Genomic DNA, 25953 nt, shown 5'->3' with positions numbered 1-25953 from the left:
CCCGCCACAGGCTCGGCGCCGGCCGTGTCGGCGGTGAGGCTCCTGCCGAGGGCCGGCGCCCGACGAACGGTGCCCAGGCGAACACCGCAACGAGGGCCGGCAGCGACCACACGGCGAGCGCGGCGGCCCAGCCCTGGCCGAGGGCCTGCTCGAACGGCACCGTGAGGCCGGTGCCGGCACCGGCGCCGATGCAGAGCGCCATGGTGTAGAGCCCTGTCGCCCTGCCGGCCTGTCGGGCGAAGTCGCGTTTCACCAGCGCCGGCAGCAGGACGCCGGCGAGTCCGATGCCGAGGCCCGACACGCCTGCGCCGGCAAACAGCGCCGGGAGCCCACCCAGCCCGCGCAGCAGCAATCCGACGAGGACGGCCACGACACCAACGAAGATGCCGGCATCGACGCCGAGCCGCCGGATCGCCGCCGGTCCGAGCGCCCCGCCGAGACCGAGGCAGAGCACCGGGAGCGTGGTCAGCGCAGCCGCACCCGTGGCGCCGAGCCCCGTCTCCGCGACGATCCCCGTCAGCAGCGGCCCGACGCTGGTGATCGCGGGCCGCAGGTTGAATGCGACCAGCATCACCCCGAGGCCGATCAGGATCGGATTGTGCGGCTTCGTGTCCGTCATGGGTCCGGTCATGCGATGCCGCTCGCCTCGCGCCGCCGGCCGGCCACCGCCACGAGCAAGCAGCCGAGCAGCATCGCGGCGAAGGGCGCGTCGCCGAGCCTCGCGTAGAGCGTGCGGCCCGAGATGCGCGCCGGGAGGTCCGCATCGAGCACGCCCTCCGTGCCGAGCGGCAGGGAGCCCGTGATCCGCCCGTGGGCGTCGACCACGGCGGAGATTCCACTGTTGGCGTCGCGCACCAGGGGCAGGCCCTCCTCGACGGCACGCAACCGCGCCTGGGCGAAGTGCTGGTGCGGTCCGGGCGTATCGCCGAACCAGGCATCGTTGGTGAGGTTCAGGATCAGGCCGGGCACCACCGAAGCCTCGGCTGGAACGATGGCGCCCGGAAAGATCGACTCGTAGCAGATCGTCGCCGCCACCGGTGGCAAGCCCGGCACGGTGAGGATGCGCTGGCCTTCCCTGCTGCCCGCCGTGAAGCCGCCGGGCACCGAAACGAACTGCCGGAGGCCGACCGCCTTCAGGATCGCATCGAGCGGCGCCGGCAAGTACTCGCCGAACGGTACGAGGTGGACCTTGTCGTAGCTGTCGCCGAGCGTGCCTCCATGCGCGATCGTCAGGATCGAATTGTAGAAGACCGCGTGCTGGCGATTGAACGGTTCCTGCGCCCGCGCCGCCCCGGCGAGGAGATGCCTGCCCTCCGGCAGCACTGCGCCGATGCGCCCGAGCGCTTGCGGGTCACGCTGGACCAGGAAGGGAAACGCGGATTCCGGCCAGACGATGTGGGTGACATCGGCGGTGCCGCTGCGTTCGGGCGAGGTCGCCCGGTCGCTCAGTTCGAGATACTTGTCGACGACGGCGTAGCGGTTGTCCGGCTGGAATTTTGCGTCCTGCGGGATGTTCGGCTGGATCAGCCGCAGCCTTACCCCGGCGATGGTGGCATCGGGTTTTTCGGGGACGCGCCAGGCGCCGAACAGCGCCAGCGCCGCGAGCGCCGACACCGCGACGGCCATCGGCCCGATCCTAGCGCGGATGCCGGCCCCGGTGGCGAGCGTCGCGGGGGCGGCGGCGATCGGCACGACGATCAGGCTCAACCCGTAGAGGCCGACCACGGAGGCCCCCTGCATCAGCCAGAGATTGCCGCCGAGCGCCATGCCGAGCCCGTTCCACGGGAAACCGGTGAACAGGTGCCCGCGCAGCCACTCGCTCGCCGCGAGGCCGAAGGCCAGCGCGAACAGCCGCCCCGGCCCGCGCGACCAAGCGAGCCGCGCCGCCGCGAATCCGAGGGCATAGAACAGCCCGAGCACCGCCGGGAGCCCGACGACGCCGAGCGGCATCGCCCAGGCGAACTGATCCGCCTCCACCAGAAAGGCCGCGCCGAGCCACCACAGCCCGGCGATGAAATAGCCGAAGCCCCAGGCCCAGCCGATCAGGGCGCAATCCCGCAGCGTCCGCCAGCCCCGCGGGCCGGCGCTCGCCCCGTCGACCAGCCAGACCGCCACGGTGAGCGACACGACGAGCGCCGGGAAGATGCCATAGGGCGGCATCGCCATCGCCCCGATCGCACCCGCCACGACAGCAATCCCGAGACGCGACCAGCCGTGGCTGAGGATGATCCGGTGCGCGACCGCATCGAGCCAGCCGCCCGCCGCCACGGAACGCGTGTCGCTCTTGCGCGCGAGAATCATGCGGTGAGGGTCATCGGGCAGCCGGGCTTTTTTCGGAATTGTGCGGGCTTTACACGATTCCCGGGCTTTGGCTGTTTTTTGCGGGTGGTCATGCCGATAGGGCGCTTCCGGCAACCACCACGATCCTCATGCTGAGGCGCCCGCCTTGGCCGGCCTCGAAGCACGGCAACGGCTCATCCAGCCGGAGGCCGCTTCGGTCGATCTCGGCAACGGACGAGGTTGAGTCGCACAAGCGTCAGCCGTGCTTCGACGCCGCTTCGCGGCGCCTCAGCATGAGGATGGGCATGATCGGCAGTACAGTCGTATTCAGCCCCCACCCGCCGCCTGAGCCGGCGGAGGCAGGGCCGTGGGCGGCGCGGGCAGCGCCAGGGGCACCACCTGCCCGATCCGACTCGGTCCACGCTGCAACCGCAGGCGCTTGACCCGGCGCGGATCGGCGTCGAGCACCTCGAATTCGAGTTCGCTCGGGCCTGCGATGATCTCGCCGCGCGAGGGCACGCGGCCGGCGAGCGTCACGATGAGGCCGCCGATCGTGTCGATCTCTTCCGCCATCTCGCCGGCCGAGGCGACGAGGTCGACGCCGGTGGCTTCCGAGACCTCGGCGAGGCCGGCGCGGGCATCGGCGACGTAGGTGTCGGTCTCGCCCTCGACACGGTTGACGAGCTGGCCCTCGGCCACGTCGTGCTCGTCCTCGATGTCGCCGAGCACGACCTCGATCAGGTCCTCGATGGAGATCAGCCCATCGGTGCCGCCGTACTCGTCGATGACGAGCGCCATGTGGGTGCGGGTCGCCTGCATCCGCACGAGCAGGTCGATCGCCGGCATCGAGGGCGGCACGAACAGCACCGGACGCTGGATGCGCGTGGAGGCGAGCGTCACCGACAGGTCGACCTTGCCGAGGTCGAGTTCGCGGATCGCCCTGGCGGGCAGCCGGCGCACGCGGGCAGGGGCGGGCTTGTCCTCGTTGGCGGCTGCCGCAGCGCCGACGTTTGCCGGCGCACGACGCGGCGCGGCCTCGGCCTTGCTGGCAAAGTATTCCACGAAGTCGCGGATGTGGACCATGCCGCGTGGGTCGTCGAGCGTCTCGCCGTAGACCGGCAGGCGCGAATGGCCGGCCGTGCGGAAGAGCTTGAGCAGGTCGCCGAGGCTGGTGTCCACGGGTACGGCGACGATGTCGGCGCGGGGCACCATCACGTCGTCCACGCGCACCTTGTGAAGGCCGAGCACGTTCTTGAGCATCGCCCGCTCCAGCGGGGAGAATGCGTCCTCGCCCGTGTCGGGCTCGGCGAGGGCGTCTTCGATGCCGGTGCGCAGGCTGTCGCGCGAGCGCAGGTTGAAGACGTTGAGCAGGCGGTCGTACCAGGGCTCGCGCGGCTGGTGCTCGGCGTCTGCATTGGGCGCGGCCAGGGCCGCGCCGCGACTTCGGTCGTTCGTCATGTCTCTCTGGAATGTCTGAGGCGGAGGTGCCGGGATCGGAGCGGTTCAGTCGGCGTACGGGTCGGGAATGCCGAGGGTCGCGAGCGCTGCGACCTCGAGGGCTTCCATCGCGTCGGCTTGCGCCTCGCCGGTCTCGTGATCCTGGCCGAGCAGGTGAAGAGTGCCATGGACGAGGAGATGCGCGAGGTGATGACTGAGCGGCTTCGACTGCCCGGCACTCTCGCGCAGCAGCGTGTCATAAGCAAGAACCACATCGCCGAGCGGGGCCGCCGCGCCCGGCGGCAGCGGCTGCTCCGCTGCCGGAAACGAGAGCACGTTGGTGGGCTTGTCCTTGCCGCGCCAGGTCTTGTTGAGCGCCTGCACGGTGGCGTCGTCGGACAGCAGGATGCTGATCTCGAACGGGCCTGCCTGCGAATCGGGCATGATCGCGAGGGCAGCCGTCACGGCCCGCTCGACGAGGGCGTCCAGTTCGGGGACGGCCTCCGCCCAGCGTGCGTCCTCGACGGCGATGTCGATGCTGTTCTGGATCATCGGGCAGGCGGGATCTCGGGCCGGTCAGGCGGCTTGTGACGCGCAGCCCTCTAGCACGCGTTCCGGCTCGTATCCGAACATCCGTACCGCGGGCAGGCTCGCCACGGCCGGCTTGGCGAAGAGATAGCCCTGGAACAGCGCGATACCGATGCCGCGCAGAGTCTCGAACTCGGCTTCCGTCTCGACGCCTTCCGCGATGACCGAGACGCCGAGGGCCTGGGCCATCTGGGTCACGCCCGCGACGATGACCCGGCGGGCCGGCGAGGCGTCGATACCGCGAAGCAGGTCCATGTCGAGCTTGACGAAGTCCGGCTGAAAGCTCGCCAGCAGACCGAGCCCGGCATAGCCGGCCCCGAAATCGTCGATGGCCGTCGAGAAGCCGTGTCGGCGATACTCGATGATGATGCGCCGGACGTGATCCACGTCGACCATCTTCTCGTTCTCGGTGAACTCGAACATGATCTGCCGATGCTGGAAGCCGACGCGCTGCGCCGCTTCGAGCGTCGCACGGATGCAGGCGGCCGGCTCGTAGACGGCATTCGGCATGAAGTTGATCGAGAGCCGGGTCTCGTCGTCGGGAAACAGCGCGCTCGCGAGTTCGATCGCCTTCACGCGGCAAGCCTGATCGAACTTGTAGCGGTTGGTCGCGTCGACCAAGCCGAGGATCTGCGCGGCCCCCTCGCCCTGGACGCCGCGGACGAGGGCCTCGTAGCCCCAGACAGCGTCGCGGCGGACGTCGACGATCGGATGGAAGGCCATCGTGAAGTCGAACGTCAGAGGCGTCCCATCTTTGCAGCCCTGGCATCCTACCTTGGTCATGCGCCACCTCTCCCTCGAAGGACTTCGTATAGGGCGCGCAACTTAACGAATGGCTGTCGTTGGTTATCCAATGCTTGGGTGAAGGCAGACGATTGTATGATTTTCTGCAGCCGAACCGGTGCTCGAGATCTTGATTACGTCCGGGAGGTTGCAGGCGCGGTGATCGAACGCCGCCATCTCGACGCGGCGGCGAACCGGACGCGAGTGGCAAATGCAAAACGCAAAAGAACAACCTGCTGCTGCAGCTCTCGAACCAGAGAACGAACGCATCTCATACGTATAAAAAAGATGATTTAATTCGTTTGATCGCGGGTCTTCTCTGAGACAGTCTTATCAAGCTCGATTTTATCTCATTCATTCGACGGCGATAAGCCGCTTCTACGCAAATAACTATCATCAATAGTGCCGCCATCGATCGCAATGCGACGTCACCCCGAAAGGCCGCCATGACCTCGCCCATCACCGCCTCTGAGCCGATCCGCTTCGCCTATTGGGTGCCGAACGTCTCGGGCGGCCTCGTGATCAGCAAGATCCCCCAGCGCACGAGCTGGGATGCCGAATATAACCGCAAGCTCGCGCAGATCGCGGAGAATGCCGGCTTCGACTACGCGCTGACGCAGATCCGCTTCACCGCCGGCTACGGCGCCGAGTACCAGCACGAATCCGTCGCCTTCAGCCACGCGCTGCTCGCCGCGACCTCGCGCATCAAGGTCATCGCCGCGCTGCTGCCCGGCCCCTGGAACCCGACGCTCGCCGCCAAGCAGATCGCCACGATCTCGCAGCTCACCGAGGGCCGCATCGCCATCAACCTGGTCTCGGGATGGTTCTCCGGCGAGTTCCGCGCCATCGGCGAGCCCTGGCTCGACCACGACGAGCGCTACCGCCGCTCCGAAGAGTTCATCACGGCCTTGCGCGGGATCTGGACGCAGGACGACTTCAGCTATCGCGGCGATTTCTATCGGTACACGAACTATACCCTGAAGCCGAAGCCGGCCGACCCGCAGCCCGAGATCTTCCAGGGCGGCTCGTCCCGCGCCGCCCGCGACATGGCGGCCCGCGTGTCCGATTGGTATTTCACCAACGGCAACACGCCCGAGGGCATCAAGGCGCAGGTCGACGACCTCCAGGCCAAAGCCGCGGCCAACGGGCATTCGGTGAAGGTCGGTGTCAACGCGTTCGTGATCGCCCGCGACACCGAGGAAGAGGCCCGCGCCGTCCTCCAGGAGATCATCGAAAACGCCGACCCGGACGCCGTGAAAGCCTTCGGCCACGAGGTGAAGAACGCCGGCAAGGCATCCCCGGAGGGCGAGGGCAACTGGGCGAAGTCGAGCTTCAACGACCTCGTCCAGTATAACGACGGCTTCAAGACCAACCTGATCGGCACGCCGGACCAGATCGCCGAGCGCATCGTCGCCCTGAAGGACGTCGGCGTCGACCTCGCGCTCCTCGCCTTCCTGCACTTTCAGGAAGAGGTCGCCTATTTCGGCGAGCACGTGATCCCGCGGGTGCGGGCGATCGAGGCCCAGCGCGAGCGCCGGGCCGAGGCGGCTTGAGCCGACGCCAAACCCTCCCCCCTCCGCGGGGGAGGGTGCCTCGCGAATGCGAGGCGGGAGAGGGGTCGGCTCCGCATTATCCGGCACCGTCGCTCCCCTCTCCCGACCCTCGCTCACGCGAGGGCCACCCTCTCCCGCAGAGGGGAGAGGGTTTCGCGCGCTCAGCCGATGCGATCCCACGACAATCGACCACAGCCGCGAAGGCCGGAGCCCCCCATGAACATCGCCGTCAGCGCCAGCACGCTCCAGCAGACCGGCACCCCGCAAGGCGTCCCCGGCCAGGCCCGTCCGAGCCAACCCGCTCACGTCATCCGCGACGATGCCGAAGCGATCCGGGTCGCCCATGCGCTCGCCGCCGAATTCCGCGAGGGCGCCTCGGAGCGCGACCGCGCCCACATTCGCCCCCTGAAAGAACTCGACGCCTTCTCGCAGAGCGGTCTCTGGTCGATCAATGTCCCAAAGGCCTTCGGCGGGCCGGAGGTATCCTACAGGACGCTGGCGCAGGTGATCGCGATCATCTCGGCGGCCGATCCGTCGATCGGGCAGATCGCCCAGAACCATCTCGGCATCGTCGCGGCGATCCGCACCGTGTCCGATCAAGAGCAACAGGCGCTGCTGTTCGGCGAGGTCCTCAAGGGCACCCGCTTCGGCAACGCCTTTTCGGAGAAGGGCACCAAGCGCGCGGCCGACTTCGAAACACGTTTCTCCGATCGGGGCGATCACGTCGTCGTCACGGGCCAGAAGTTCTACGCGACGGGCGCGCTGCTCGCGCATCTCGTGCCGATCGTCGCCGTCGATGACCAGGGCCGCGCCTGGTACGCCATCGCCGACCGCAACGCGCCGGGCCTGACCGTGATCGACGACTGGTCGGCCTTCGGCCAGCGCGGCACCGCGAGCGGCACGGTGCTGATCGAGAACGTGCGGGTGGAGAAGAGCCACCTCGTGCCGGCCTGGAAGGGCTACGAGACGCCGCGCTCGGACGGGGCCATCTTCCAGATCATCCAGGCGGCGGTGGATGCCGGCATCGGCCGGGCGGCGCTCGACGACACCATCGCCTTCGTGCGCACCAAGTCGCGCCCCTGGATCGACAGCGGCCAGGAGCGTGCCTCGGACGACCCGTACACGATCCAGGCGATCGGCGACCTCACGATCCGCCAGCATGCGGCCGAGGCGCTGCTCGACCGGGCCGGCCTCGCCATCGACACGGCTGTGGCGAACCCCACTGCCGATAGCGTCGCGGCGGCGCAGCTCGCCGTCGCGGAATCGAAGGTGCTCACCACGGAAGCGGCGATCTCGGCGACGAACAAGCTGTTCGAGCTCGCCGGCACCCGCTCGACGCTGGCCGAGGACAACCTCGACCGGCACTGGCGTAACGCCCGCACTCACACCCTGCACGACCCGGTGCGCTGGAAATACGCGATCGTCGGCAACCACGCCCTCAACGGCGTGAACCCGCCGTTCCACGCCTGGAGCTGATGTGGCTGGGCGATTTCGTTGCGCTCCCCGTCATTCCGGGGCCGCGCAGCGGAACCCGGAATCCAGAACCACGGGGTGCGCCAAGCATGGCTCCGTCGGCGGCTCTGGATTCCGGGTTCGCCTTCGGCGCCCCGGAATGACAGCGCTGGAATGCCTCAAGAAGGAGGTGCCAGCCCGCAGCCGCCTCGGGTTCACGCAGATACGAAACCTCAGCGCCGCTCCATGAAGCGGTTGGCCGGCAGGCGGTAGAGCATCCGCACGACGGTCTCGCTCTTCGCCCGCTTCAGCTTCCAGCGCAGGGAGGTCTCGATCTTGATCGAGCGGGCGTCGAGGCTGACGCGCAGGGCCGAGCGGTCGCGCCCCTGCTTGACCGGGTCGGCGTAGAAGCCCGCGAGCTTGTCCGCCTCCATGCCCGGCATCCGGAGCCAGGCCGGGACGTGGACGTGGCAGAGCCGGTCGACGTCGGTGAGCGCCTTGTCGATGCCGGTGCCCGTGATCGGGCAGGTCGTGGCGAAGGCGTCGCCCACCACGACGAAGCCGTCGCGCCCGGCGTGGTCCTGCACTCGGTACAGGTCGATCGGCCGCGTGACGACCTTCCCGTCGACCCGGATCTCGCCGAAGGTCTCTTCGAGCCGCGGCATCATCGTGCGCAGCATCGCCTCGGGCGAGAGCCGGAAATCCTGCGTCCAGGCATCCGATTGCGCCCGGTAGACGTAGAGGTTGGCCCGCACGGTGTCGCCCACCGGAAACAGGGTCAGGTAGGAGACCCGGTCGCCGAAATGCTCGCCGGTCCAGACGAGCGAGGGGAACGGGAACGAGCCCGGCGGGCGCGTCAGGGTGAAGCCGGCGGCCAGAGTGTGCGACGGGCTGATCATCTCCTTGCGCAGGCCGAGTTGCCGGCGCACGCCCTCGCCCAACCCCGTCGCGACGATCAGCAGCCGCGCCCGCACCACGCTGCCGTCGACCAGGGTCACGGTTTGCGTATCAGGGCCGGTCTCGATCGCGTCGGTCCGCCCGACGACGCGCACGACCGAGGCCGGCAGCGCGCAGCGCAGCGCGTCGATGAGCCTCGCGTAGTCGCAGCCGTATTCGCGCTTGGCGTTGCGATCGACGATCCGCCCGAAGCGATGCAGCCAGACGCCGTCGAACGGCGTCGTCGCTTCGCGCGCCACGGCGCCCAGCCCCATGCGGTCGAGAAGCCGCATCTGCGGCTCGCCGAGCTTCTCGGCGCGGAATTCTGGGGGATGGCGGTCGTGCTGGGCGATCAGGGCGACGCGCAGGCCCTGGCGCGCGAGCGCCGAGGCCGTGGCACTTCCGGCGATGCCGGCCCCGAGCACGGCGACGTCCACGTCGAGCGTCGGGGTTCCATCCGTCGGCAGCGCGGATTGACCCGGATCGGCGATGAGGGTGTCTTGAGCGGCCATGCTGCCTCGCATCCGTCGGCCTCCGACGATACGCCGGAACAGGCTGGCCCTCTGTCAGACCGCAAGGTGCACGCCGCCGCAATGCGGGACTTTGCGTAAGCAGCCTTTTTTCGGGATTAAAACGCGTTGAACCGTCGGCTCACGGAACGGCTGACGGCCCTTCGACGGCACCTGCCGTTGGGGCTGTCCTACATCGCCTCCAGCGGCAGCCTCGTCGCCGCAAGCGCGGCGCAGCTCGTCACCTTCGCGATCCTGGCGCGCGCCCTCGGCCCGGCCGAATTCGGCCGCCTCATCGAGTTCACCGCCCTGACCAACGTCGCGGTCCACATCTGCGGCATCGGCGCCTCGGATTGCCTGCTGCGCCGGGTCTCGCAGAACCGGGCGATGTATCCGGCGATGCTCGGCCACAACATCATCCTGATCGCCCTGACCGGGTCGGCCCTCGTCGGGCTGGGGCTGGCCACGCTGCCCTTCTGGCTCGTGGTCAGCTCCGATCCCGCCATCAACCTCGGCGCCACGGCGCTGCTGCTCGTCACGAACGTCGTGCTCGTGCGCATGATCCTGCTGGCGGAGCTGATCTTCCTCGGCCACTCGCGCTTCGCCTCTGCGAACCGTGCGGTGGTCGGCTATGCGCTGGCGCGGACCCTCACCGCCGTGACCGCCTGCCTCGTCTTCTCGACGGCCAGCCTCGCGGAATGGGCGGCATGGCAGTTTACCGGCAACTTCGTCGTGGTCGCCGCCTATGGCTGGTGGCTGCGGGGGCTCGGCCGGCCGCGCTTCGTCATCGTGCGCGACGAGATCCGCCTCGGCCTCTATTTCTGCTCGCAGTTCGTGGCCCGGTCGATCCGCCAGAACGCGGATCTGTTCATGCTCGGGCTCGTCGCGTCCGTCGAGGTGATCGGCAGCTACGGCGTCGCGCGGCGCATCCTCGACAGCAGCTACCTCAGCATCGATGCCCTGAACCGTCTGGCGTTTCCGCGCTTCGCCAAGACCAGCCTGGAGGGCATCCACACCACGATGCAGGGCGCCCTGCGGCTCCTGCCGATCGCGCTGGCCCTCGGCGCAGCGACCTCCCTCGGGCTGTTCCTGGTGTCCGGCTACCTGCCGCTGATCTTCGGACAGGACTACACCTCGCTGTCGCGGTTCGTCCGCATCCTCGCCTGGATCCCGATCCTGATCGCCGCCTCCTCCGTGGCGATGGACGTGCTCGGCGCCTCCAGCCACCAGGGTGAGCGCGCGGCCATCGTCAACGCGACCAATCTCGGCGGCGCGCTGCTCATCGTCTGGTGGTCGTGGTGGTTCCCGCCGAACGGCACCCTGGCCGCGCTCTACGTGATCGAAGCCTGCACCATCGCCGCGGCGTGGCTGATCCTGCTCAGGCTCGTCCGGCGCAGCGCCGCGCGGGTGGCCGCGGTCTGACCCGGCTCAGCGCCGGATCAGCACGACGCCGCCGATGAGGAGCGCGACGCCGATGAGACGCGTCGGATCGATCGGGCGCTCGGCCAGTCCGAGCCAGCCGAAATGGTCGAAGGTCACCGAGGCCAGCATCTGGCCGGCGATGAGCAGCGCGATGAAGGTCGCGGCCCCGAGTTGCGGCACCAGCAGGATGGCGAGGCCGATGAAGATCGCGCCGAACAGTCCCCCGCTCCAGGCCCACCACGGCGTGCGCGCCACCACGCTCGCCGAGGGCACGGGATCGCGCAACGCCGCCGCCAGCAGCACCATGCAGGCGAGCCCCACCGCGTAGCTCACGAAGCCCGACCAGGCGGCCGAGTTCAGCGAGATCCGCAGATTCGCGTTCAGGGCCTGCTGGACGACGATGCTGACCCCGGCCGCGACCGCGAGCAGGAGGGGGACGGTCATGGCGAGCATCGTCTGCCTTTCGAGATGGGTCGCGCCCTCCTGTCCGGAGGCCCGCCGGGACGCGGAAGGCGTTCCGGGAAGGGGCGCTGGCTGAGACATTCCGCGCCCAGTCGATCGCGTCGGTCTGTGCGGTCTGCATTACTCGCCATCCGGCGGATCCGTCACCGATCCCGGGCTTCACGTCTTGGGCATCACGCTCGCCCGAGCGACGCCTCGATCATCCCCGCCACTGCCAGCGCCTGCCCGTCGCCGCCGAAGCGCGCGATGACCTGCACGCCGAGGGGCAGGCCCTCGCCCGGCACCGGAAGGTTCACGCAGGGCACGCCCATCAGGGTCCAGAGCCGGTTGAAGCGCGGATCGCCGGTGGAAGCGAGGCCGCGCGGGGCGCGGCCGACGGTGGAATAGGTCAGGATCGCGTCGAACTCCGAAAACACGTCCTTGAGCTGGCGGCGGGCGCGGTGCGCGTGACGGCGGGCGTCGTCGTATTCCGCAGCGGTGAGCGCCTGCGCCCGATCGAGCTGCGCGCCGAGCACCGGAGGCAGCGTTTCGCGATGCATCGCGTATTCCCAGGCGAGCGCCTGCCGCGCCTCGAAATCCTGGATCAGCGGATGGAGCTGCCAGGCCCGCGCGAACGGCTCGGGCAGGGTCAGGTCGGTGACGATGGCGCCGGCAGCTCCCGCAGCACGGGCGGCACGTGAGAGCGCGGCGGCGGCATCCGCATCGGCCTCGCCGGCGAAACCCTGCAGGCAGAGGCCGATGCGGGGCTTTCGCGACGCCTCTCCCGAAGAATCGATCTCGGGGCGGTCGGCGATCAGCGCCAGGGCGCGGGCAATGTCGGGGATCGACGCGCCGAACAGGCCGAGGGTGTCGAGCGCCCAGGAGAACGTCTTCACCCCCACCATCGGCAGAAGTCTGAATGAGGGCTTGATCGCCGCGACCCCGCAGAAGGCGGCCGGGCGGATCACGGAACCGCCGGTCTGGGTGCCGAGCGCCAGCGGCAGCATCCCGGCGGCGACGGCAGCTGCCGTGCCCGATGAGGAGCCGCCCGGCGTGTGGGCGGGATCGTGCGGGTTCACGGTCGGGGCCGGATCGAGCCCGGCGAAGGCGGTGGTCGCGGTCTTGGCCAGCGGCACGGCGCCGAGGGCCTTCAAACGCGAAACGATTGCCGCGTCGGCCCGCGGTCGCCAGCCCGCATAGAACGAAGAACCCATCTGCGTCGGCAGGTGGGCCGTGTCGATGATGTCCTTGATGCCGACCGCGATGCCGGCGAGCGGCCCCTCCACCGACACGACCGGATCCGGATCGCTGCAGACGATCGCGCCGATGGCCCCGTCCCGCTCGGCGATGGCGGCCTGCGCCTCCACCACGGCCTGCCGGGGCGTGAGGCGGCCGGCCTCGATGCGGGTGCGGAGATCGATCAGAGAGCGCATGCGAGCCGATCTGGATGCCGGGCACCCGCTGTCAACACTTGTCCACCGCCGTGGCCGGCGGAACGGGCTTTCGTTAGCGGCTCGTTTACGCGGACGTTCGCATTGTCGCCGTCATGTGGCGTAGCGTACTCGCATTCTCGATCCCGGCGGTGTTTCTCGCCGGCTTGGCCGGTTGCGCCGTCAACCGGTTCGAGGCCCGCGCCCCCTGGCGCGACCAAGCCGAGAACATGTGCCTCGCTCGCGGCCTCGTTCAACCGACCAGCTACGTTTCGCTCGCCAAGGAGATCGACGGCCCCGGCCCCTGCGGCCTGCAGCAGCCGTTCAAGGTCACGCGGATGGGCAACGGCAGCGTCGCGCTCAAGCAGCGCATGACCCTCGGCTGCCCGGCTCTGGCCGAGGCCGAGGCGTGGCTCGCCGATACGATCCAGCCGGCCGCCAACCTGTATTTCGGCGTGCCCGTGGCCGAGATCAACGCCGGCACCTATGCCTGCCGCGGCCAGAACAATCAGGCGGGCGCCAAGCTCTCCGAGCATTCCTACGGCAACGCCCTCGACATCATGTCGCTGACGCTGGCCGACGGCCACGTCATCACGATCAAGGGCGGCTGGCGCGGCAGCGAGGCCGAGCAGGGCTTTCTGCGCGAGATCTTCACGGGGGCCTGCGCTCGCTTCACCACCGTGCTCGCGCCCGGCTCGAACGTGTTCCACTACGACCACATCCACGTCGACCTCGCCCGGCACGACCCGCGCGGTCTGCGGCGGATCTGCAAGCCGCTGATCAAGTTCGAGGCTCAGCTCGGCGCCGACGGACAGCCGCGCCACTTCGCGAACCCCCGCCCGCCGATCCGGCAGGCCGCACCGCCCCAGGCGCCGATCGACCAGGAAACGGACGATCCCTACGGCGCCACGCCGACATCGTCGCGCGGCGGGGACGCTCGTTTCGCCCACGCTCCCTCGCAACGTTCCGCCTACGCTGCCGCGCCCGCGCCCGCGCAGAGCCATGGCCTGGACGAGGAGCCGTCCTCCTTCGATGTCGGGGGCAGCGCGGCCGAGCCGATCTACTGATCGGCTTCGGGACCGTCAGGGGTGTGCCCCCGACTCCCCAGGCTGCCGCAAAAACGGCGCCCGTAGATCGCGCAAGCTTGACTTGCATCGTCGGGAGGCCATCGTCGGCAGCAACGATCCGACACCGCGAAAGCGATCCGAGCCGTGATGCGCAAGCCCACCGCCCTCTCCGCCCACGTCTTCTCCGCCCTGGCCCTCGGCTTCCTCGCCGTCCAGGCGATCCAGCCGGCTTCCGCCCGCTCGGCCCGCGAGGAAATCTCGCCGGCCGAGGAACAGGTGTTTCCCTACGACGCGCAGATTCCCGCCTGCCAGGACACCTACGTCCTCGAAGAGATCTCCAGCAAGTTCGCCGAGAAGGAAGCGAAGTACTGGAACACTTCGCTGACGATCGCCTCCTACGACACGATCAGCCGCACCGCCTGGCGGCCCTACGGCGTCGACTTCATCCCGCGCCGCTACTGCTCGGCGGTGGCGACGACCTCCGACGGCGTGCGCCGGCGGATCGACTATTCCGTGCGTGAGAGCACCGGCTTCATCGGAGCCACCTGGGGCGTCGACTATTGCGTCCACGGCCTCGATCGCAACCTCGCCTACAACTATTCCACCGCCTGCCGGATGGCGCGCCCCTGATGCTGCGCGGCCTCGCTCTCGCGCTCCTCCTTCTCGCCGCCGCGTCGGCGCAGGCGCAGGATTACGGCGGTTTCCGCGGGCGCGGCGGTGGCGACCGGGGCGGCACGCCGGGCGCCTTCGACTTCTACGTGCTCTCGCTGTCCTGGTCGCCGAGCTATTGCAGCGGTCCGGGCGGCTCCCGCGATGCAGACGGGCAATGCTCGCCGGGCCGCGGCCTCGGCTTCGTGGTGCATGGACTCTGGCCGCAATACAGCCGCGGCTTCCCCTCGAATTGCGGCGCCTTCCCGCGCGCGCTCACCGGCGACGCCATGTCGGCCGCCGGCGAGATCATGCCGAGTGCCGGCCTCGCCCGCCACGAATGGAAGACCCACGGCACCTGCTCCGGCCTCGACCCGCTTGCCTATTTCAAGGCGGTGAAGGCCGCGCGGCAGGCCGTGACCATTCCCGAGCCCTATCGCAAGCCCGGCGCCAGCCAGCGGGCCGCCCCACTCGAAATCGCGCGCCAGTTCGCTGAGGCGAACCGGGGGCTGCGGACCGACATGATGACCGTCACCTGCAAGCGCGGCCAGCTTGAGGAGGTGCGGATCTGCTTCGACAAGGATCTGAAGGGTTTCACGAGTTGTCCGACGGTCGCGCGCCAGGGTTGCCGCGGCGGCGACGTGGAGATCGACGTCGCCCGCTGACGATCCCGGCTGTCGGCCCGGCGCAAAGCCGGATATCCCTCGACACGCGGCGGATCTCGGCCTCCGGACGCCGCGACGGTCCGAGGACTTCACCATGACGGGCATCCCACGCCGACCGAGCTGCCGCCTCGTCCAGGCCGGCGCCGCCTTCACCGGCAAGCAGGGGCTCGACTATGCCGTCGGCATCTCGGCGGAAAGCGTCGGCGCCACGGGCATCCATCTCCAGCTCGTGACGATCCCACCGCTGGCCAAGGCCAAGGCCCACAAGCACGAGGCGCACGAGACCGCGATCTATGCGCTCAGCGGCGTCTCGGGCTGCTGGTTCGGCGACAGCCTCGAGGATCACGCGACGGTCCGCCCGGGCGACTTCTTCTACATTCCAGCCGGCGTGCCGCACCTGCCCTACAATCCGAGCGCCGACGAGGCCTGCGTCGCCCTGATCGCCCGGACCGATCCGAACGAGCAGGAAAGCGTCGTGCTCCTGCCCGACCTCGACGCTGTACGGCGCGACCCCTTCGACAAGGGCTGACGCGCGAGCGTCATGCCTGGAGACCGAGACCCTGAACTATCGCCACGCCTTCCACGCCGGCAATTTCGCGGACGTGCTCAAGCACCTCGTGCTGACGCGCGTGCTCGTCCACCTGACCGCCAAGGACAAGCCGTTCCGCGCCATCGACACACATGCCGGGCTCGGCGTCTACGATCTCACCGCGGACGAGTCCGACCGCACGGGCGAATGGCACGAGGGCTGGGGCCGGCTCGATACGCCGTTCTTGCCCGAGATCGAGGCCGTGCTCGCCCCCTACCGCGCAGCCGTCGCCGCGGTGCGCGAGCGCCATGGGCCGACGATCTATCCCGGCTCGCCGGCTTTGGTCCGCGAGTTCCTGCGCAGCGGCGACAAGGGCGTCTTCGTCGAGCTGCACCCGGACGATGCGGCGAGCCTGGCCGACCTCTACCGCAGCGACAGCCGCACCAAAGTGCTGCATCTCGACGGCTGGACGGCACTCGGTGCGATGATCCCGCCGCCGGAACGCCGCGGCCTCGTCCTGATCGACCCGCCCTACGAAGAACTCGGCGAGATCGACCGCCTCGGCAGGGATCTGCTCAAGGCCGTCCGGAAATGGCCGACGGGCGTCTATCTGGGCTGGTATCCGATCAAGGATGTCGGTGCGGTCGACCGGATGATCGCGGCCCTCGATGCCGCCCTGGAGCGGCCGGCGCTCCGCATCGACCTGATGATCGACCGCCCCGACGAGACCCGCCTCACCGGTAGCGGCCTCGTCGTGATCAACCCGCCCTGGCGGCTCGCGGAGGAGATGGACCTCGTGCTGCCGGATCTGGCCGAGCGGCTGGCGCGGCGGACTTATGGAGCGTTCCGGTGCGAGCGGCTCGGGCCTGAGGGGTGAAGGTCACTCGGCTGGGGGGCGATGCCGATCGATATCCCACTCGTTGAGCCGCACGGCGGCACAGGCAATCGTGAGAACGACTGCCGGGATGCCGAAGATCACGTAGATATCCATCCAGGTCATGCGCGCAGCCTCTGCAGCGTGCGCCTTGCGAGAAAATGCAGGCTCACGGCCGTAAGAAACCAAATCTCCGAGAAGTCGACACTGTAGACCGTCCATGGCGGCGCCGTTGGGAATCCGTAACGCCAAGCGATCACCGGTGGCACGACACCGATGATCGCGGACGCATTGCTGAGCCTATCGAGGTTCCCGGCGAGCAGCTTCTGCCGCTCGTTATGGACGAGGCTCATGCCGCGACCGAGCTACCCCATCACCCGCCCCTCCAGCGGAAACACCTTGGCCGGATTCATCAGCCAGGCCGGGTCGAACACGTTCCTCACCCGCATCTGCTGCTCCAGGTCCTCACGGGTATACTGGAACGTCATCAGCTCGCGCTTCTCGATGCCGACGCCGTGCTCGCCGGTGAGGCAGCCGCCGACCTCGACGCAGAGCTTCAGGATCTCGTCGCCCGCGGCCTCGGCCTTCTGCAATTCGCCGGGGGTGTTGATGTCGAACAGGATCAGGGGGTGCAGGTTGCCGTCGCCGGCATGAAAGACGTTGGCGACGCGCAGGGAGTGGCCCGCGCAGATCGCGCCGATCCGCTCCAGCACCGTGGCGAGCTGGCCCGTCGGGATGGTGCCGTCCATGCAGATGTAGTCGGAGATTCGGCCCGTTGCGCCGAAGGCCGACTTGCGGCCCTTCCAGATCGCGGCGCTCTCGGCCTCGGACTTCGAGACGCGGATGCTCGTCGGATTGAACTGTCGGGCGATGGCCTCGATGCGCGCGAGCATGTCCTCGCATTCCTCGTCCGAGCCTTCGACCTCGATGATCAGCATCGCGGCGGCGTCGCGCGGATAGCCGGCCTTGGCGAAGTCGTCGGTGATGAGGATCGCCTCCTTGTCCATGTACTCAATGGCCACCGGGATGATGCCGGCGGCGATGATCGCAGCGGTGCAGGCCCCGGCATCCTCCACCGACGAGAACCCGACGAGCGCCGGCCGCGCGCCCTCCGCCGCGCGAAGGATGCGGACCGTGGCCTCGGTGACGATGCCGAGCTGGCCCTCCGAGCCGCAGATCAGGCCGAGGAGGTCGTAGCCGCCGCTGTCGAGATGGTCGCCGCCGATCTCGACGACCGTGCCGTCGTTCGTCACCAGGGTGACGCCGAGCAGGTTGTTGGTGGTCACGCCGTATTTCAGGCAGTGGGCGCCCCCCGAGTTCATGGCGATGTTGCCGGCGATGGTGCAGGCGAGCTGGCTCGACGGGTCGGGCGCGTAGAAGAAGCCCTCGTGGCTGACGGCACCGGAGATCGCGAGGTTGGTGATGCCGGCCTCGACCCGCGCGGTGCGGTTGGCGAAATCGACGTCGATCATGCGCGTCATCTTGCCGACGCCGATGATCACGGCGTCCTCCTGCGCGATGGCGCCGCCGGCGAGCGAGGTGCCGGCGCCGCGCGCCACCACGGGCACGCCGTTGGCGTGACAATAGGCCATGACGGCCGAGACCTCCGCCGTCGTCGAGGGCAGCACCACGGCAAGCGGAAGCTTGCGATAGGCGGTCAGCCCGTCGGTCTCGAACACACGGCGCTCGTCCTCCGTCGTCACCAGGGCTTCCGGCGCCACCAGCGGGCGCAGACCTTCGATGATTTCGGCGCGGCGGGCGATGATCGCCGCGTCCGGAACGGGGAATGCGATCGACATTCGTGCGTCTCCTCCGTGTTTCCGAAACGAACGCGCGCCTGCCGCGACCGCTCCATCGGACTTCAGCTTCGCTTCAGGTCGGACGGCGTAGCGTCACGCGTGCGATGGCTGCCCAGGCTAACGGAATTTGGGCACCGGTGCACGCGTCCCGCTCTGTCACCTCGTAGACGAAGTCCATGCCACCGCGACGTTTTCGGAGCGAAGATCGGGGAACCCGGGTAGCGTTTCCAGTCTTTATCTGTTCTAAAGCAAGGTGGCTTTACCACCAGCCCAAGGGCGGCCGTTGCCGCCTCCCAGGAGGAAAATTGATGCGTCATCTCATCCTCGGCGCCGCGTTCGCCGCGCTGCTCCCCTTCGCTGCCCACGCCGAAGGCGATGCTGCGGCCGGCGAGAAGGCGTTCGCGCCCTGCAAGGCCTGCCATGCTTTCGGCAAAAACGGCGCCGGCCCGGATCTCAAGGGCGTCGTCGGTCGCAAGGCCGGTTCGCACGAGGGCTTCAACTATTCCGACGCGCTCAAGAACTCGGGCCTGACTTGGGACGAGGCGAGCCTCAAGGAGTGGATCACGGATCCCAAGAAGAAGGTGCCGGGCAACAAGATGATGTATGCCGGCATCAAGGACGAGAAGAAGGTCGGCGACATCATCGCCTATCTCGGCACGCAGAAGTAATCAGGCCGGAAGCGAAGCCGTTCGGGCCGAGGCCCGGACGGCTCGCAGCCGAGGCGAGACGTTCGATCGCATGGAAAAGCCGCTCTCTCAGGGAGCGGCTTTTTTCTTTGGCGGACCTGGGGCGTATCAGTCGGTGAGGCGGGCTGCGGTCTCGGCGCCCGCGCGCTCATGGAGTTCGCCGCGCATCCCGGCCAGCGTTTCGAGCAGAGAGCGGCGCGACTCCATATCGAGGCCGGTCATGCCGCCCACGTCGAGAGGCAGGCATTCCATCTTCCCCCGCAGGCTACGGCCCTTGTCGGTCAGAAAGATGCTGACCTGACGCTCGTCGGCGCGGTCGCGCACCCGACGGACCTGACCGGCAGCTTCGAGACGCTTCAGGAGCGGCGTCAGGGTGCCGGAATCGAGAAAAAGCTTCGTCCCGATGTCCTTCACCGTCAGCCCCTCCTCTTCCCAGAGAACGAGCAGCACGAGGTATTGGGGGTAGGTGAGGTCGTGGTGGCTCAGCATCGTGCGATAGGCGCGCCCGAAAGCGTGCGCCGCGGCGTAGACAGCGAAGCAGAGCTGGTTGTCGAGACGCTGCGGGTCGTCGGCCCGGCCCGGCTTGGTCATTGTCGTGATCCTTGAGTCCCGCTCCGGCGAAAGCTAGCCGCGTCGGCGCCGTGAGCCGTAGCCCCAATGTCGTTCAGCGCGATGCAATCGTCCTGCCGCACTGCATCCCAACTGCAACGAAACGGGACTGTTCGGCACGCGGTCGTCGGCTAAAAGACGGTTCTTAAAGGAAATTTGCACTGCACACAATCAAACGGCGCATGCGCTCAGGGAGACCGTAGCATTCGTTCGCCAGGGACAGTTCAACCGCACCTACAACGGTGCGGCGACTTTCGAAAAAACACTGCAGATTTTTGCGGCTCTCAAAGACGGCAGCGGGTCCGCGTGCTTCAGCCGAAAGCCGTACTATTCCTCGCCCCCGGGCTTCGGCAGCACGGGGAGCAGCGGTGAGATGCGCAGCGAGGTGATCCGGTTCTTGGCCTTGCGAACCACGTGGAAGCGGAACCCGTGGAAATTGAACGCGGTACCCGTGTCGGGGATCGCCCTCGCCTCGTGGATGACGAGGCCGGCGATGGTGGTGGCCTCCTCGTCGGGCAGGCTCCAGTCCATGGCGCGGTTGAGGTCGCGGATCGGCACGCCGCCATCGACGGTCACCGAGCCGTCGGGCTGCGGTCGCACGCCGGAGACGGCCACGTCGTGCTCGTCGGCGATATCGCCGACGATCTCCTCCAGAATGTCTTCGAGGGTCACGAGGCCCATCACCTCGCCGTATTCATCGACGGCCAGCGCGAAATGGGTTTTTCGCGACAGGAACGCTTTGAGCTGGTCGCGCAGGCTCGTCGTGTCCGGCACGAACCAGGTCTCCAGCGCCAGTTCCTCGACCTTGAGCCGCGCCGGGTCGCCGCCAGCCGCGTCGAGGGCGCGGAGCAGGTCCTTGGCGTGGAGGACGCCGACGATGTTCTCGTGCTTCTCCCGCCAGAGCGGCATCCGCGTGTAGGGCGAGGCCAGCACCTCGCGCACGATGTCCTCCGAGGGCAGGTCGGCGTTGATGGTGCGCATCTTGGTGCGGTGGACCATCACCTCGGAGACGGTGAGTTCGGTGAGATCGAGGAGGCCGCCGAGCATGTCGCGCTCGGATTTCTCGACACCGCCCTCGCGGTGGAGCAGCGCCACCTGCCCGCGGATCTCTTCCGTGGCCGAGAGGATCGAGCCGTGCGCGCCGATCGCGATGCCGAAGGGCTTGAGGATCGCCCGCACGATCGCCTCCGTCGCCACCGCGAGCGGCCCGAGCAGCACGACGGCGAAGGCGACGGGCCGGGCCATCAGCAGAGCTATGCGGTCGGCATTGGTGATGGCGAGCGTTTTCGGCAACACCTCGGCGAAGACGATGACGAGCACGGACATCGCCACGGTGGCATAGATCACGCCACTGTTGCCGAAGAGCGTGGTGAGCACGCTGGTGGTGAAGGCAGAGGCGCCGATCGCCACCACATTGTAGCCGATCAGCATCGCGCCGATGAAGCGCTCGCGGATCGCCAAGATCCGGTTGACGATCGCCGCCTGTCGGTTGCCGGAACTCTCCAGCGCATGCATCCGCGCCCGCGACGCGGCGGTGAAGGCGGTCTCGGCCCCGGCGAAGAAGGCCGAGAGCAGCAGCGAGATCACGACGATGCTCGCAGCCAGCCAGACGTCGGAATGGTCGTTCATGGACGCGTCGTTCCCGCGGCCGGCGCGCGCGGCACCGTGGGATGTCCTCTATCAGCGGCAGTGGCGGCCTGAAACCGAGGAGGCTGCGCCTCGGCGTTTGGTAAAAATGTCCGGAGTTGGTGGTGGGAAACGGATCCTGGCCCTTCGCCCAGAAGCGGACGTTCGGCCTGCGACCCGAGCGTGTCGTATGTAACCGACTAAGTGGTCCCCAGAAGCGGTCATTCGTCCGGCTGTCGGAAAGCGCTATGGCAGCGCTTTTCCTTCGCAAATGCACCGCCCACAGCTTGATCTATGCCGGCACCGGCCGCGACGGCACGCCGACCTTTGTGGCTTGCGTACCCCGTGCCGAAACCTCGGCGAACAAGGCCTCCACCCGCGTCCGCTCGGCTGCGGATTGCGGGATGAGGTAAGCGCAGGCGAGGTAGACGATCAGGTTGGCGACGAGGCCGAAGCAGCCTGAACTCAGCCCCCAGCCGAAGGGGAGCGTCCCGGAGAAGGCCAGCTCCAGGCCGACGGCGACGACGAAGCCGACGATCATCCCGGCGATCGCACCCTGGCGGTTGCCCCGCTTCCAGAAGATGCCGAGAAATTGCGGCACGCTCAGCTGGATGATGCCCTGGTAGGCCAGCACCGCGAGCGAGAACAACGCCGGCAAGGTCAGGGTGGCGAGCCAGGAGGCCAGCAGGGTCAGGGCCAGCATGCCGACCTTGGCGATGACGATCATCTGGCGCTGATCGAGCTCGACGTAGTTGCCGACGAGGTCGTTGGCGAGCTGCGCCCCGTAGGCTTGGATGTTGCCGTCGGTGTGGCCCATCGAGGCGGCGAGCAGGACGACGCCGGCGAGACCCAACAGGACGAGGCCGCCAGCCTGCTGCGAAACGATGAACCAGACGTCGTCGGGCTTCGCCACCGCCTCCGGCACCTTCGATGCGAGCATGCCGAAAATCAGCAGCGCGACACCGAACAGGAAGGTCAGCGGCACCGCGAGGACGGCGGACTTCTTGAGGCTGCCGACCCCGTCGGCGGTGAAGAGGCGGACGAAGATGTAGGGCCAGCACCACCCCCCGAGCGTGCCGGTGAATACCAGGGCGAAGACGTAGAGCGGGCCTTCCTTGGAGCCGAAGCTCGGGATCGCGAACATCTTCGGATCGAGGGTGGCGAGCGTGCTGCCACGGGCGACTACCAGCCAGACGATCAGGCCGGCCAGCATCAGGCCGCCGCCGATATAGGCCACGATCCCCTGGACGTAGTCGGAGATGACGACGCCGCGCATGCCCATGCGCACGGTCCAGATTTGGCGCACCGCGATGACGAGGACGCCGAGGATCACGGCCGACGAGAACGAGAGTGTGCCCAACGACATCGCCTGGAAGAGGTTGCCCAGCGCCTGCATGCCGAGCACCAGCCAGGGCAGCCCGGAGACGATGCCGATCACGGCCGCGATGGTGCGGATGTGCCGGGAGCCGTAGCGCAGCGCGAACAGGTCGGGTTGGGTCCGCAGGTCGTAGGCCTTGCCCCAGATCCAGACCGGACGCGCCAACACCCAGAGCAGCACAACGGTGAGCAGGCTGTAGGAGAGGACGTAGAACGACATGACGCCGCTCGTCACCGACAGCGCCCCGAACGCCGTGAACATCGAGCCGGGATACCAGGTATTGAGGAACGACATCGCCTGATAGCGCGCGCCGAACGAGCGTCCGCCGACGGCGTAGTCGGTGAAGGAGCGATCATCCACGCGGCTGCGCTGCAGCACCACGATGACGCCGGCGAAGAAGAGCGCGAGCAGCCCGAAGGTGACGATCATGCCGCGATCTCCCCGCTGGAACGCTCGACGAGATAGGCGGCGATCAGGCTGGCGGTGATGCAGGTGCCGACCGCCAGGAAGTAGGTGAGCGCGCCGGGCAATCCGAGGATCTGAGCAGTTTGTCCGTCGGCGGCCCAGTAGAGCGGTGGGGCCAGCGCAAGGACGGCGTCGAGCACGAACCACAGCATGACGAGCCGCGGCCCTAGGGGCCTCGGCGAACCGGAATACAGCATGACGTTTCCCCGTGGTTTATTGTTTTAGTTCAGCACGCGGTCGAGCTTGTCGAAGCAGCTCGGCCAGTCGCCGCGATACCCTTCGCGAATGTCGGTGCGGCAGAGCCGTCGATGGGTGAGGCGCAGCTCGGTCGAGCGATCACCAAGCTTGCTAAGCTCGATCTCGAGCAGCGTCTCCTCGCCGGTGAGCAGGTCGAGCGGCCCCTCGTAGATCCAGGTCTGGACGAGGCGTCGGTCCGGTTCGATCACCTGATAGCGGCCGGTGATGCGATGGCGCGATCCGTCCGGGCTCCGCGTTTCGAGGAGAAATACACCGCCGACACGCAGATCGGTTTCGGCGTGATCGACGACGTTCGCGCCCGGTGCGAGCCAGCGCTGGAGCAGGACCGGATCGGTCCAGGCTTTGAAGACGGCCGCGCAGGAGGCCGCGACGATGCGGGTGAGGACGACGGCCGGATCAGCCTCTGTGGTCTGCATCGTCATCGATCTCGATCTCAGGGGGGAACAGGGCATCAAGCGCGTCGAGGCGCTCCGACCAGAAGCGCTCGTAGGCAGAAAGCCATGCCCGGCCTTCGGCGAGCGGCGCGGGATCCAAGGCGCAGACATGCGTGCGGCCTTGGATGCTGCGCCGGATCAAACCGGCCTGTTCGAGGACCTTCACGTGTTTGGAGGCGGCCGCGAGCGACATCGCGAACGGATGGGCGAGTTCACTCACACTACGCTGACCGCTAAACAGGGCATGGATCATGGCGCGCCGGGTCGGATCGGCGAGGGCATGGAACAGTCCGTCGAGGTGGGTCGATGATTTCTCAACCATTAGGTTGAATGATAGCGGTCCGTTCTTGTCGGTCAAGCCATTGCAGCTGGCCGATTTCCACTCGACGCTATCGGAGGGCCGCCCAGAGGTATCGACCATCCCACGGTCACTGCCGGGTGACCGCAGGCGATCAGCGATTGAGGTGATCCCAGACCCTGGAGACGACGACCGATCCCTCGCCCACCGAGGATGCGACGCGCTTGACGGAGTTGGCGCGCACATCGCCCACGGCAAAGATTCCGGGCTGCGACGTGGCGTAGGGCGATGTCTCGCCGATGGCGTCTCCGGTCAATACGAACCCGTGGGCATCGAGTTTGGCGAGGCCGGAGAGCCAGCCGGTATTGGGCGCGGCACCCACCATCACGAAGAGGGCGCAGGTGGAAACCGTGCGCTGAGTGCCGTCGGCGACATTGCGGACCGTCACCGCTTCGAGGTGATCCTCACCCTGTAGGGCGGTTACCTCGGCCCCGTATTCGATCGTGATCGCCGGATCCGCCGCGAGTCGGCTCGACAGGTAGCTCGACATCGAGGTGGCGAGAGACCGTCCGCGCACCAGAAGACGCACATGGGCGGCCGAGCGGCTGAGAAACATTGCCGCCTGCCCGGCCGAATTGCCGCCGCCGATGATGATCGTCTCGGTGTTTTTGCAGTAGCGCGCCTCGATTTCCGTCGCGGCGTAATAGACGCCCGCGCCCTCGAAGGCCTCGAGGCGATCGATCGGCAATCGTCGGTACTGCACGCCGGTTGCGGCGATGACCGCGCGGCCGCGAACCCGCTGGTCGTTGTCGAAGGTTGCGCAGAAGGCGTCGTCGTCGAGCCGTTCCAGCTTCACCACCCGCCGCGGCATCGCGAACCGGGTCCCGAACTTCATTGCCTGGACCTCACCGCGCCAGACGAGGTCGGCGCCGGAGATGCCGGTCGGGAAGCCCATGTAGTTCTCGATGCGGCTGGACGTGCCGGCCTGGCCGCCGATCGCGAGATCCTCGATCACCAGCGCGCGGAGCCCCTCCGCCCCCGCATAGACGCCGGCCGCCACACCGGCGGGGCCGCCGCCGACAATGAGCACGTCGAAAGCCTCGTCGTCGACGAGGTTGAAGTTCAGGCCGAGCAGCTGCGCTACCTTGTCGGGGGTCGGGTCCGTCACGACGATGTCCCGGCCGAAAATCACGGCCGGCCGACCGGAGGAAATCGCACAGCTTTTCGCAATGGCCTCCGCTTCCGGGGTGCCAAGCGCGTAGGATCGATAAGGGAAGCGGTTGCGGCTCGCGAATTCCGCGATCCGCCGGACGGCCCGGTCGTCGTCCTCGCCGATGAGGACCAGCGTGCCGTCGCGGGAATCGAGTTGCCGCCGCCGCCGCGCCGCCAGCACCGTGATGACGATGTCCGACATTTCCGGAATCTCGGACATCAGCCGCAGGATGTCGGCCCGCGGCACCTCGATGACGCGTGTATCCGTGACCGCCCGCATGGGCATCGACCAGTTGCCACCGTTCAGGATCGAAATTTCGCCCATGAACTGCGTCGGCCCGAGGGTCGAGGGAAGATGGCGCTCGTCGGTGAAGGGGTTCACAACTTCGATCTCGCCCTCGATGACGTAGACGAAACGGTCTGCCGGCTCGCCGGTGCGGGCAAGGAACGTCCCGGCCGAATAAAGCCGCTCGACACCGCGGGCCCGGAGCGCGGCGACATGCGCGGCGGCCAGGGGTTCGCGTTGCATTTCGCGAAGGTCGCGGCCGATGGTTTCCATGCCTTCCCCGATCAC

26 protein-coding genes are annotated in these 25953 nt (G+C 68.0%); 9 read left to right on the top strand and 17 right to left on the bottom strand.

The window, feature by feature from the left end:
• From MHA02_RS14115 to MHA02_RS14095, 5 genes are all read right to left on the bottom strand, one after another.
• Positions 1-619 (bottom strand): MFS transporter (locus tag MHA02_RS14115; RefSeq protein WP_147079695.1); only part of this gene is annotated, 619 nt, incomplete at its 3' end.
• A gap of 8 nt (positions 620-627) precedes the next feature.
• Positions 628-2301: an apolipoprotein N-acyltransferase gene (gene lnt, locus MHA02_RS14110; protein ID WP_147079693.1), complete on the bottom strand. Its 1674-nt coding sequence runs from the start codon at positions 2299-2301 to the stop codon at positions 628-630.
• A 306-nt stretch (positions 2302-2607) separates the two neighbouring features.
• Positions 2608-3738, bottom strand: coding sequence for a hemolysin family protein (locus tag MHA02_RS14105; RefSeq protein WP_147079691.1), 1131 nt, complete (start codon positions 3736-3738; stop codon positions 2608-2610).
• Positions 3739-3783: 45 nt separating this feature from the next.
• On the bottom strand, positions 3784-4269 hold the full coding sequence (gene ybeY, locus MHA02_RS14100) for an rRNA maturation RNase YbeY (protein ID WP_147079689.1): 486 nt from the start codon (positions 4267-4269) through the stop codon (positions 3784-3786).
• 24 nt (positions 4270-4293) lie between these two features.
• Entirely contained in the window at positions 4294-5088 is a 795-nt protein-coding gene (locus MHA02_RS14095; RefSeq protein ID WP_147079687.1) for an EAL domain-containing protein, read from the bottom strand.
• A gap of 446 nt (positions 5089-5534) precedes the next feature.
• On the opposite strand from MHA02_RS14095, the gene sfnG reads away from it, so the two are divergent.
• Positions 5535-6641 carry a dimethylsulfone monooxygenase SfnG gene (gene sfnG / locus MHA02_RS14090; RefSeq protein ID WP_147079685.1) on the top strand — a complete coding sequence of 369 codons (1107 nt, stop codon included), beginning with the start codon at positions 5535-5537 and terminating at the stop codon, positions 6639-6641.
• Between the two features lie 216 nt (positions 6642-6857).
• Positions 6858-8117: an SfnB family sulfur acquisition oxidoreductase gene (locus tag MHA02_RS14085; RefSeq protein WP_147079683.1), complete on the top strand. Its 1260-nt coding sequence runs from the start codon at positions 6858-6860 to the stop codon at positions 8115-8117.
• A gap of 209 nt (positions 8118-8326) precedes the next feature.
• Here MHA02_RS14085 and MHA02_RS14080 read toward each other — a convergent pair whose 3' ends face one another.
• Positions 8327-9541 (bottom strand): FAD-dependent monooxygenase, encoded by a 1215-nt coding sequence (locus MHA02_RS14080; protein ID WP_170249231.1) that lies wholly within the window; start codon positions 9539-9541, stop codon positions 8327-8329.
• Positions 9542-9667: 126 nt separating this feature from the next.
• Here MHA02_RS14080 and MHA02_RS14075 point away from each other — a divergent pair, with 126 nt between their 5' ends.
• Entirely contained in the window at positions 9668-10960 is a 1293-nt protein-coding gene (locus tag MHA02_RS14075) for a lipopolysaccharide biosynthesis protein (protein WP_238180165.1), read from the top strand.
• Positions 10961-10966: 6 nt separating this feature from the next.
• On the opposite strand, the gene MHA02_RS14070 is transcribed toward MHA02_RS14075, so the two are convergent.
• Entirely contained in the window at positions 10967-11404 is a 438-nt protein-coding gene (locus MHA02_RS14070) for a DMT family transporter (RefSeq protein ID WP_373318332.1), read from the bottom strand.
• 191 nt (positions 11405-11595) lie between these two features.
• The gene (locus tag MHA02_RS14065) at positions 11596-12834 is read right to left on the bottom strand and encodes an amidase (RefSeq protein ID WP_147079677.1); all 1239 of its coding nucleotides are present in this window, start codon (positions 12832-12834) and stop codon (positions 11596-11598) included.
• 113 nt (positions 12835-12947) lie between these two features.
• On the opposite strand from MHA02_RS14065, the gene MHA02_RS14060 reads away from it, so the two are divergent.
• From MHA02_RS14060 to MHA02_RS14040, 5 genes are all read left to right on the top strand, one after another.
• Entirely contained in the window at positions 12948-13898 is a 951-nt protein-coding gene (locus MHA02_RS14060; protein ID WP_147079675.1) for an extensin-like domain-containing protein, read from the top strand.
• Between the two features lie 147 nt (positions 13899-14045).
• On the top strand, positions 14046-14528 hold the full coding sequence (locus MHA02_RS14055) for a hypothetical protein (protein ID WP_147079673.1): 483 nt from the start codon (positions 14046-14048) through the stop codon (positions 14526-14528).
• Positions 14528-15211, top strand: a complete 684-nt coding sequence (locus tag MHA02_RS14050; protein WP_147079671.1) for a ribonuclease T2 family protein — start codon at positions 14528-14530, stop codon at positions 15209-15211. The genes MHA02_RS14055 and MHA02_RS14050 overlap by 1 nt, the downstream gene beginning before the upstream one ends.
• 94 nt (positions 15212-15305) lie before the next feature.
• Positions 15306-15740, top strand: coding sequence for a cupin domain-containing protein (locus MHA02_RS14045; protein WP_147079668.1), 435 nt, complete (start codon positions 15306-15308; stop codon positions 15738-15740).
• Between the two features lie 73 nt (positions 15741-15813).
• Positions 15814-16617, top strand: coding sequence for a 23S rRNA (adenine(2030)-N(6))-methyltransferase RlmJ (locus MHA02_RS14040; protein WP_147079667.1), 804 nt, complete (start codon positions 15814-15816; stop codon positions 16615-16617).
• Positions 16618-16736: 119 nt separating this feature from the next.
• Here the strand turns inward: MHA02_RS14040 and MHA02_RS14035 are convergent, their stop codons facing one another.
• Positions 16737-16967, bottom strand: a complete 231-nt coding sequence (locus tag MHA02_RS14035) for a hypothetical protein (RefSeq protein WP_147079665.1) — start codon at positions 16965-16967, stop codon at positions 16737-16739.
• Positions 16968-16979: 12 nt separating this feature from the next.
• The gene (locus tag MHA02_RS14030) at positions 16980-18413 is read right to left on the bottom strand and encodes an FAD-linked oxidase C-terminal domain-containing protein (RefSeq protein WP_147079663.1); all 1434 of its coding nucleotides are present in this window, start codon (positions 18411-18413) and stop codon (positions 16980-16982) included.
• Positions 18414-18721: 308 nt separating this feature from the next.
• Here MHA02_RS14030 and MHA02_RS14025 point away from each other — a divergent pair, with 308 nt between their 5' ends.
• The gene (locus MHA02_RS14025; RefSeq protein ID WP_147079661.1) at positions 18722-19081 is read left to right on the top strand and encodes a c-type cytochrome; all 360 of its coding nucleotides are present in this window, start codon (positions 18722-18724) and stop codon (positions 19079-19081) included.
• Positions 19082-19207: 126 nt separating this feature from the next.
• Here MHA02_RS14025 and MHA02_RS14020 read toward each other — a convergent pair whose 3' ends face one another.
• From MHA02_RS14020 to MHA02_RS13990, 7 genes are all read right to left on the bottom strand, one after another.
• Positions 19208-19690 carry a MarR family winged helix-turn-helix transcriptional regulator gene (locus tag MHA02_RS14020; protein WP_147079659.1) on the bottom strand — a complete coding sequence of 161 codons (483 nt, stop codon included), beginning with the start codon at positions 19688-19690 and terminating at the stop codon, positions 19208-19210.
• 345 nt (positions 19691-20035) lie between these two features.
• Positions 20036-21337, bottom strand: a complete 1302-nt coding sequence (locus MHA02_RS14015; protein WP_147079657.1) for an HlyC/CorC family transporter — start codon at positions 21335-21337, stop codon at positions 20036-20038.
• Between the two features lie 289 nt (positions 21338-21626).
• On the bottom strand, positions 21627-23141 hold the full coding sequence (locus tag MHA02_RS14010; RefSeq protein ID WP_147079655.1) for a sodium:solute symporter family protein: 1515 nt from the start codon (positions 23139-23141) through the stop codon (positions 21627-21629).
• Positions 23138-23374, bottom strand: a complete 237-nt coding sequence (locus tag MHA02_RS14005) for a hypothetical protein (protein WP_147079653.1) — start codon at positions 23372-23374, stop codon at positions 23138-23140. Before MHA02_RS14005 ends, MHA02_RS14010 begins: the two co-directional genes overlap by 4 nt.
• 24 nt (positions 23375-23398) lie before the next feature.
• Positions 23399-23851, bottom strand: a complete 453-nt coding sequence (locus MHA02_RS14000; RefSeq protein ID WP_147079651.1) for an SRPBCC family protein — start codon at positions 23849-23851, stop codon at positions 23399-23401.
• Complete coding sequence (locus tag MHA02_RS13995) at positions 23832-24191, bottom strand: ArsR/SmtB family transcription factor (protein ID WP_147079705.1); 360 nt, start codon at positions 24189-24191, stop codon at positions 23832-23834. Before MHA02_RS13995 ends, MHA02_RS14000 begins: the two co-directional genes overlap by 20 nt.
• 130 nt (positions 24192-24321) lie before the next feature.
• Positions 24322-25938: an FAD-dependent oxidoreductase gene (locus MHA02_RS13990; RefSeq protein ID WP_147079650.1), complete on the bottom strand. Its 1617-nt coding sequence runs from the start codon at positions 25936-25938 to the stop codon at positions 24322-24324.
• Positions 25939-25953 lie beyond the last annotated feature (15 nt).

This window comes from Methylobacterium haplocladii (assembly GCF_007992175.1).
Taxonomy (GTDB): domain Bacteria; phylum Pseudomonadota; class Alphaproteobacteria; order Rhizobiales; family Beijerinckiaceae; genus Methylobacterium; species Methylobacterium haplocladii.
This window is presented reverse-complemented; position numbering and strand designations above follow the sequence as displayed.

Bases quoted from the DNA above. Each gene is read 5' to 3' on its own strand.
- MHA02_RS14035 (WP_147079665.1), bottom strand. From the start codon at position 16,967: ATGAGCCTCGTCCATAACGAGCGGCAGAAGCTGCTCGCCGGGAACCTC.
- MHA02_RS14105 (WP_147079691.1), bottom strand. From the start codon at position 3,738: ATGACGAACGACCGAAGTCGCGGCGCGGCCCTGGCCGCGCCCAATGCA.
- MHA02_RS14050 (WP_147079671.1), top strand. From the start codon at position 14,528: ATGCTGCGCGGCCTCGCTCTCGCGCTCCTCCTTCTCGCCGCCGCGTCG.
- MHA02_RS14060 (WP_147079675.1), top strand. From the start codon at position 12,948: ATGTGGCGTAGCGTACTCGCATTCTCGATCCCGGCGGTGTTTCTCGCC.
- MHA02_RS14065 (WP_147079677.1), bottom strand. From the start codon at position 12,834: ATGCGCTCTCTGATCGATCTCCGCACCCGCATCGAGGCCGGCCGCCTC.
- MHA02_RS14005 (WP_147079653.1), bottom strand. From the start codon at position 23,374: ATGCTGTATTCCGGTTCGCCGAGGCCCCTAGGGCCGCGGCTCGTCATG.
- MHA02_RS14030 (WP_147079663.1), bottom strand. From the start codon at position 18,413: ATGTCGATCGCATTCCCCGTTCCGGACGCGGCGATCATCGCCCGCCGC.
- MHA02_RS14070 (WP_373318332.1), bottom strand. From the start codon at position 11,404: ATGACCGTCCCCCTCCTGCTCGCGGTCGCGGCCGGGGTCAGCATCGTC.
- MHA02_RS14010 (WP_147079655.1), bottom strand. From the start codon at position 23,141: ATGATCGTCACCTTCGGGCTGCTCGCGCTCTTCTTCGCCGGCGTCATC.
- MHA02_RS13995 (WP_147079705.1), bottom strand. From the start codon at position 24,191: ATGGTTGAGAAATCATCGACCCACCTCGACGGACTGTTCCATGCCCTC.
- MHA02_RS13990 (WP_147079650.1), bottom strand. From the start codon at position 25,938: ATGGAAACCATCGGCCGCGACCTTCGCGAAATGCAACGCGAACCCCTG.
- MHA02_RS14055 (WP_147079673.1), top strand. From the start codon at position 14,046: ATGCGCAAGCCCACCGCCCTCTCCGCCCACGTCTTCTCCGCCCTGGCC.
- ybeY (WP_147079689.1), bottom strand. From the start codon at position 4,269: ATGATCCAGAACAGCATCGACATCGCCGTCGAGGACGCACGCTGGGCG.
- MHA02_RS14015 (WP_147079657.1), bottom strand. From the start codon at position 21,337: ATGAACGACCATTCCGACGTCTGGCTGGCTGCGAGCATCGTCGTGATC.
- MHA02_RS14095 (WP_147079687.1), bottom strand. From the start codon at position 5,088: ATGACCAAGGTAGGATGCCAGGGCTGCAAAGATGGGACGCCTCTGACG.
- sfnG (WP_147079685.1), top strand. From the start codon at position 5,535: ATGACCTCGCCCATCACCGCCTCTGAGCCGATCCGCTTCGCCTATTGG.
- MHA02_RS14080 (WP_170249231.1), bottom strand. From the start codon at position 9,541: ATGGCCGCTCAAGACACCCTCATCGCCGATCCGGGTCAATCCGCGCTG.
- MHA02_RS14000 (WP_147079651.1), bottom strand. From the start codon at position 23,851: ATGCAGACCACAGAGGCTGATCCGGCCGTCGTCCTCACCCGCATCGTC.
- MHA02_RS14085 (WP_147079683.1), top strand. From the start codon at position 6,858: ATGAACATCGCCGTCAGCGCCAGCACGCTCCAGCAGACCGGCACCCCG.
- MHA02_RS14045 (WP_147079668.1), top strand. From the start codon at position 15,306: ATGACGGGCATCCCACGCCGACCGAGCTGCCGCCTCGTCCAGGCCGGC.
- MHA02_RS14025 (WP_147079661.1), top strand. From the start codon at position 18,722: ATGCGTCATCTCATCCTCGGCGCCGCGTTCGCCGCGCTGCTCCCCTTC.
- lnt (WP_147079693.1), bottom strand. From the start codon at position 2,301: ATGATTCTCGCGCGCAAGAGCGACACGCGTTCCGTGGCGGCGGGCGGC.
- MHA02_RS14020 (WP_147079659.1), bottom strand. From the start codon at position 19,690: ATGACCAAGCCGGGCCGGGCCGACGACCCGCAGCGTCTCGACAACCAG.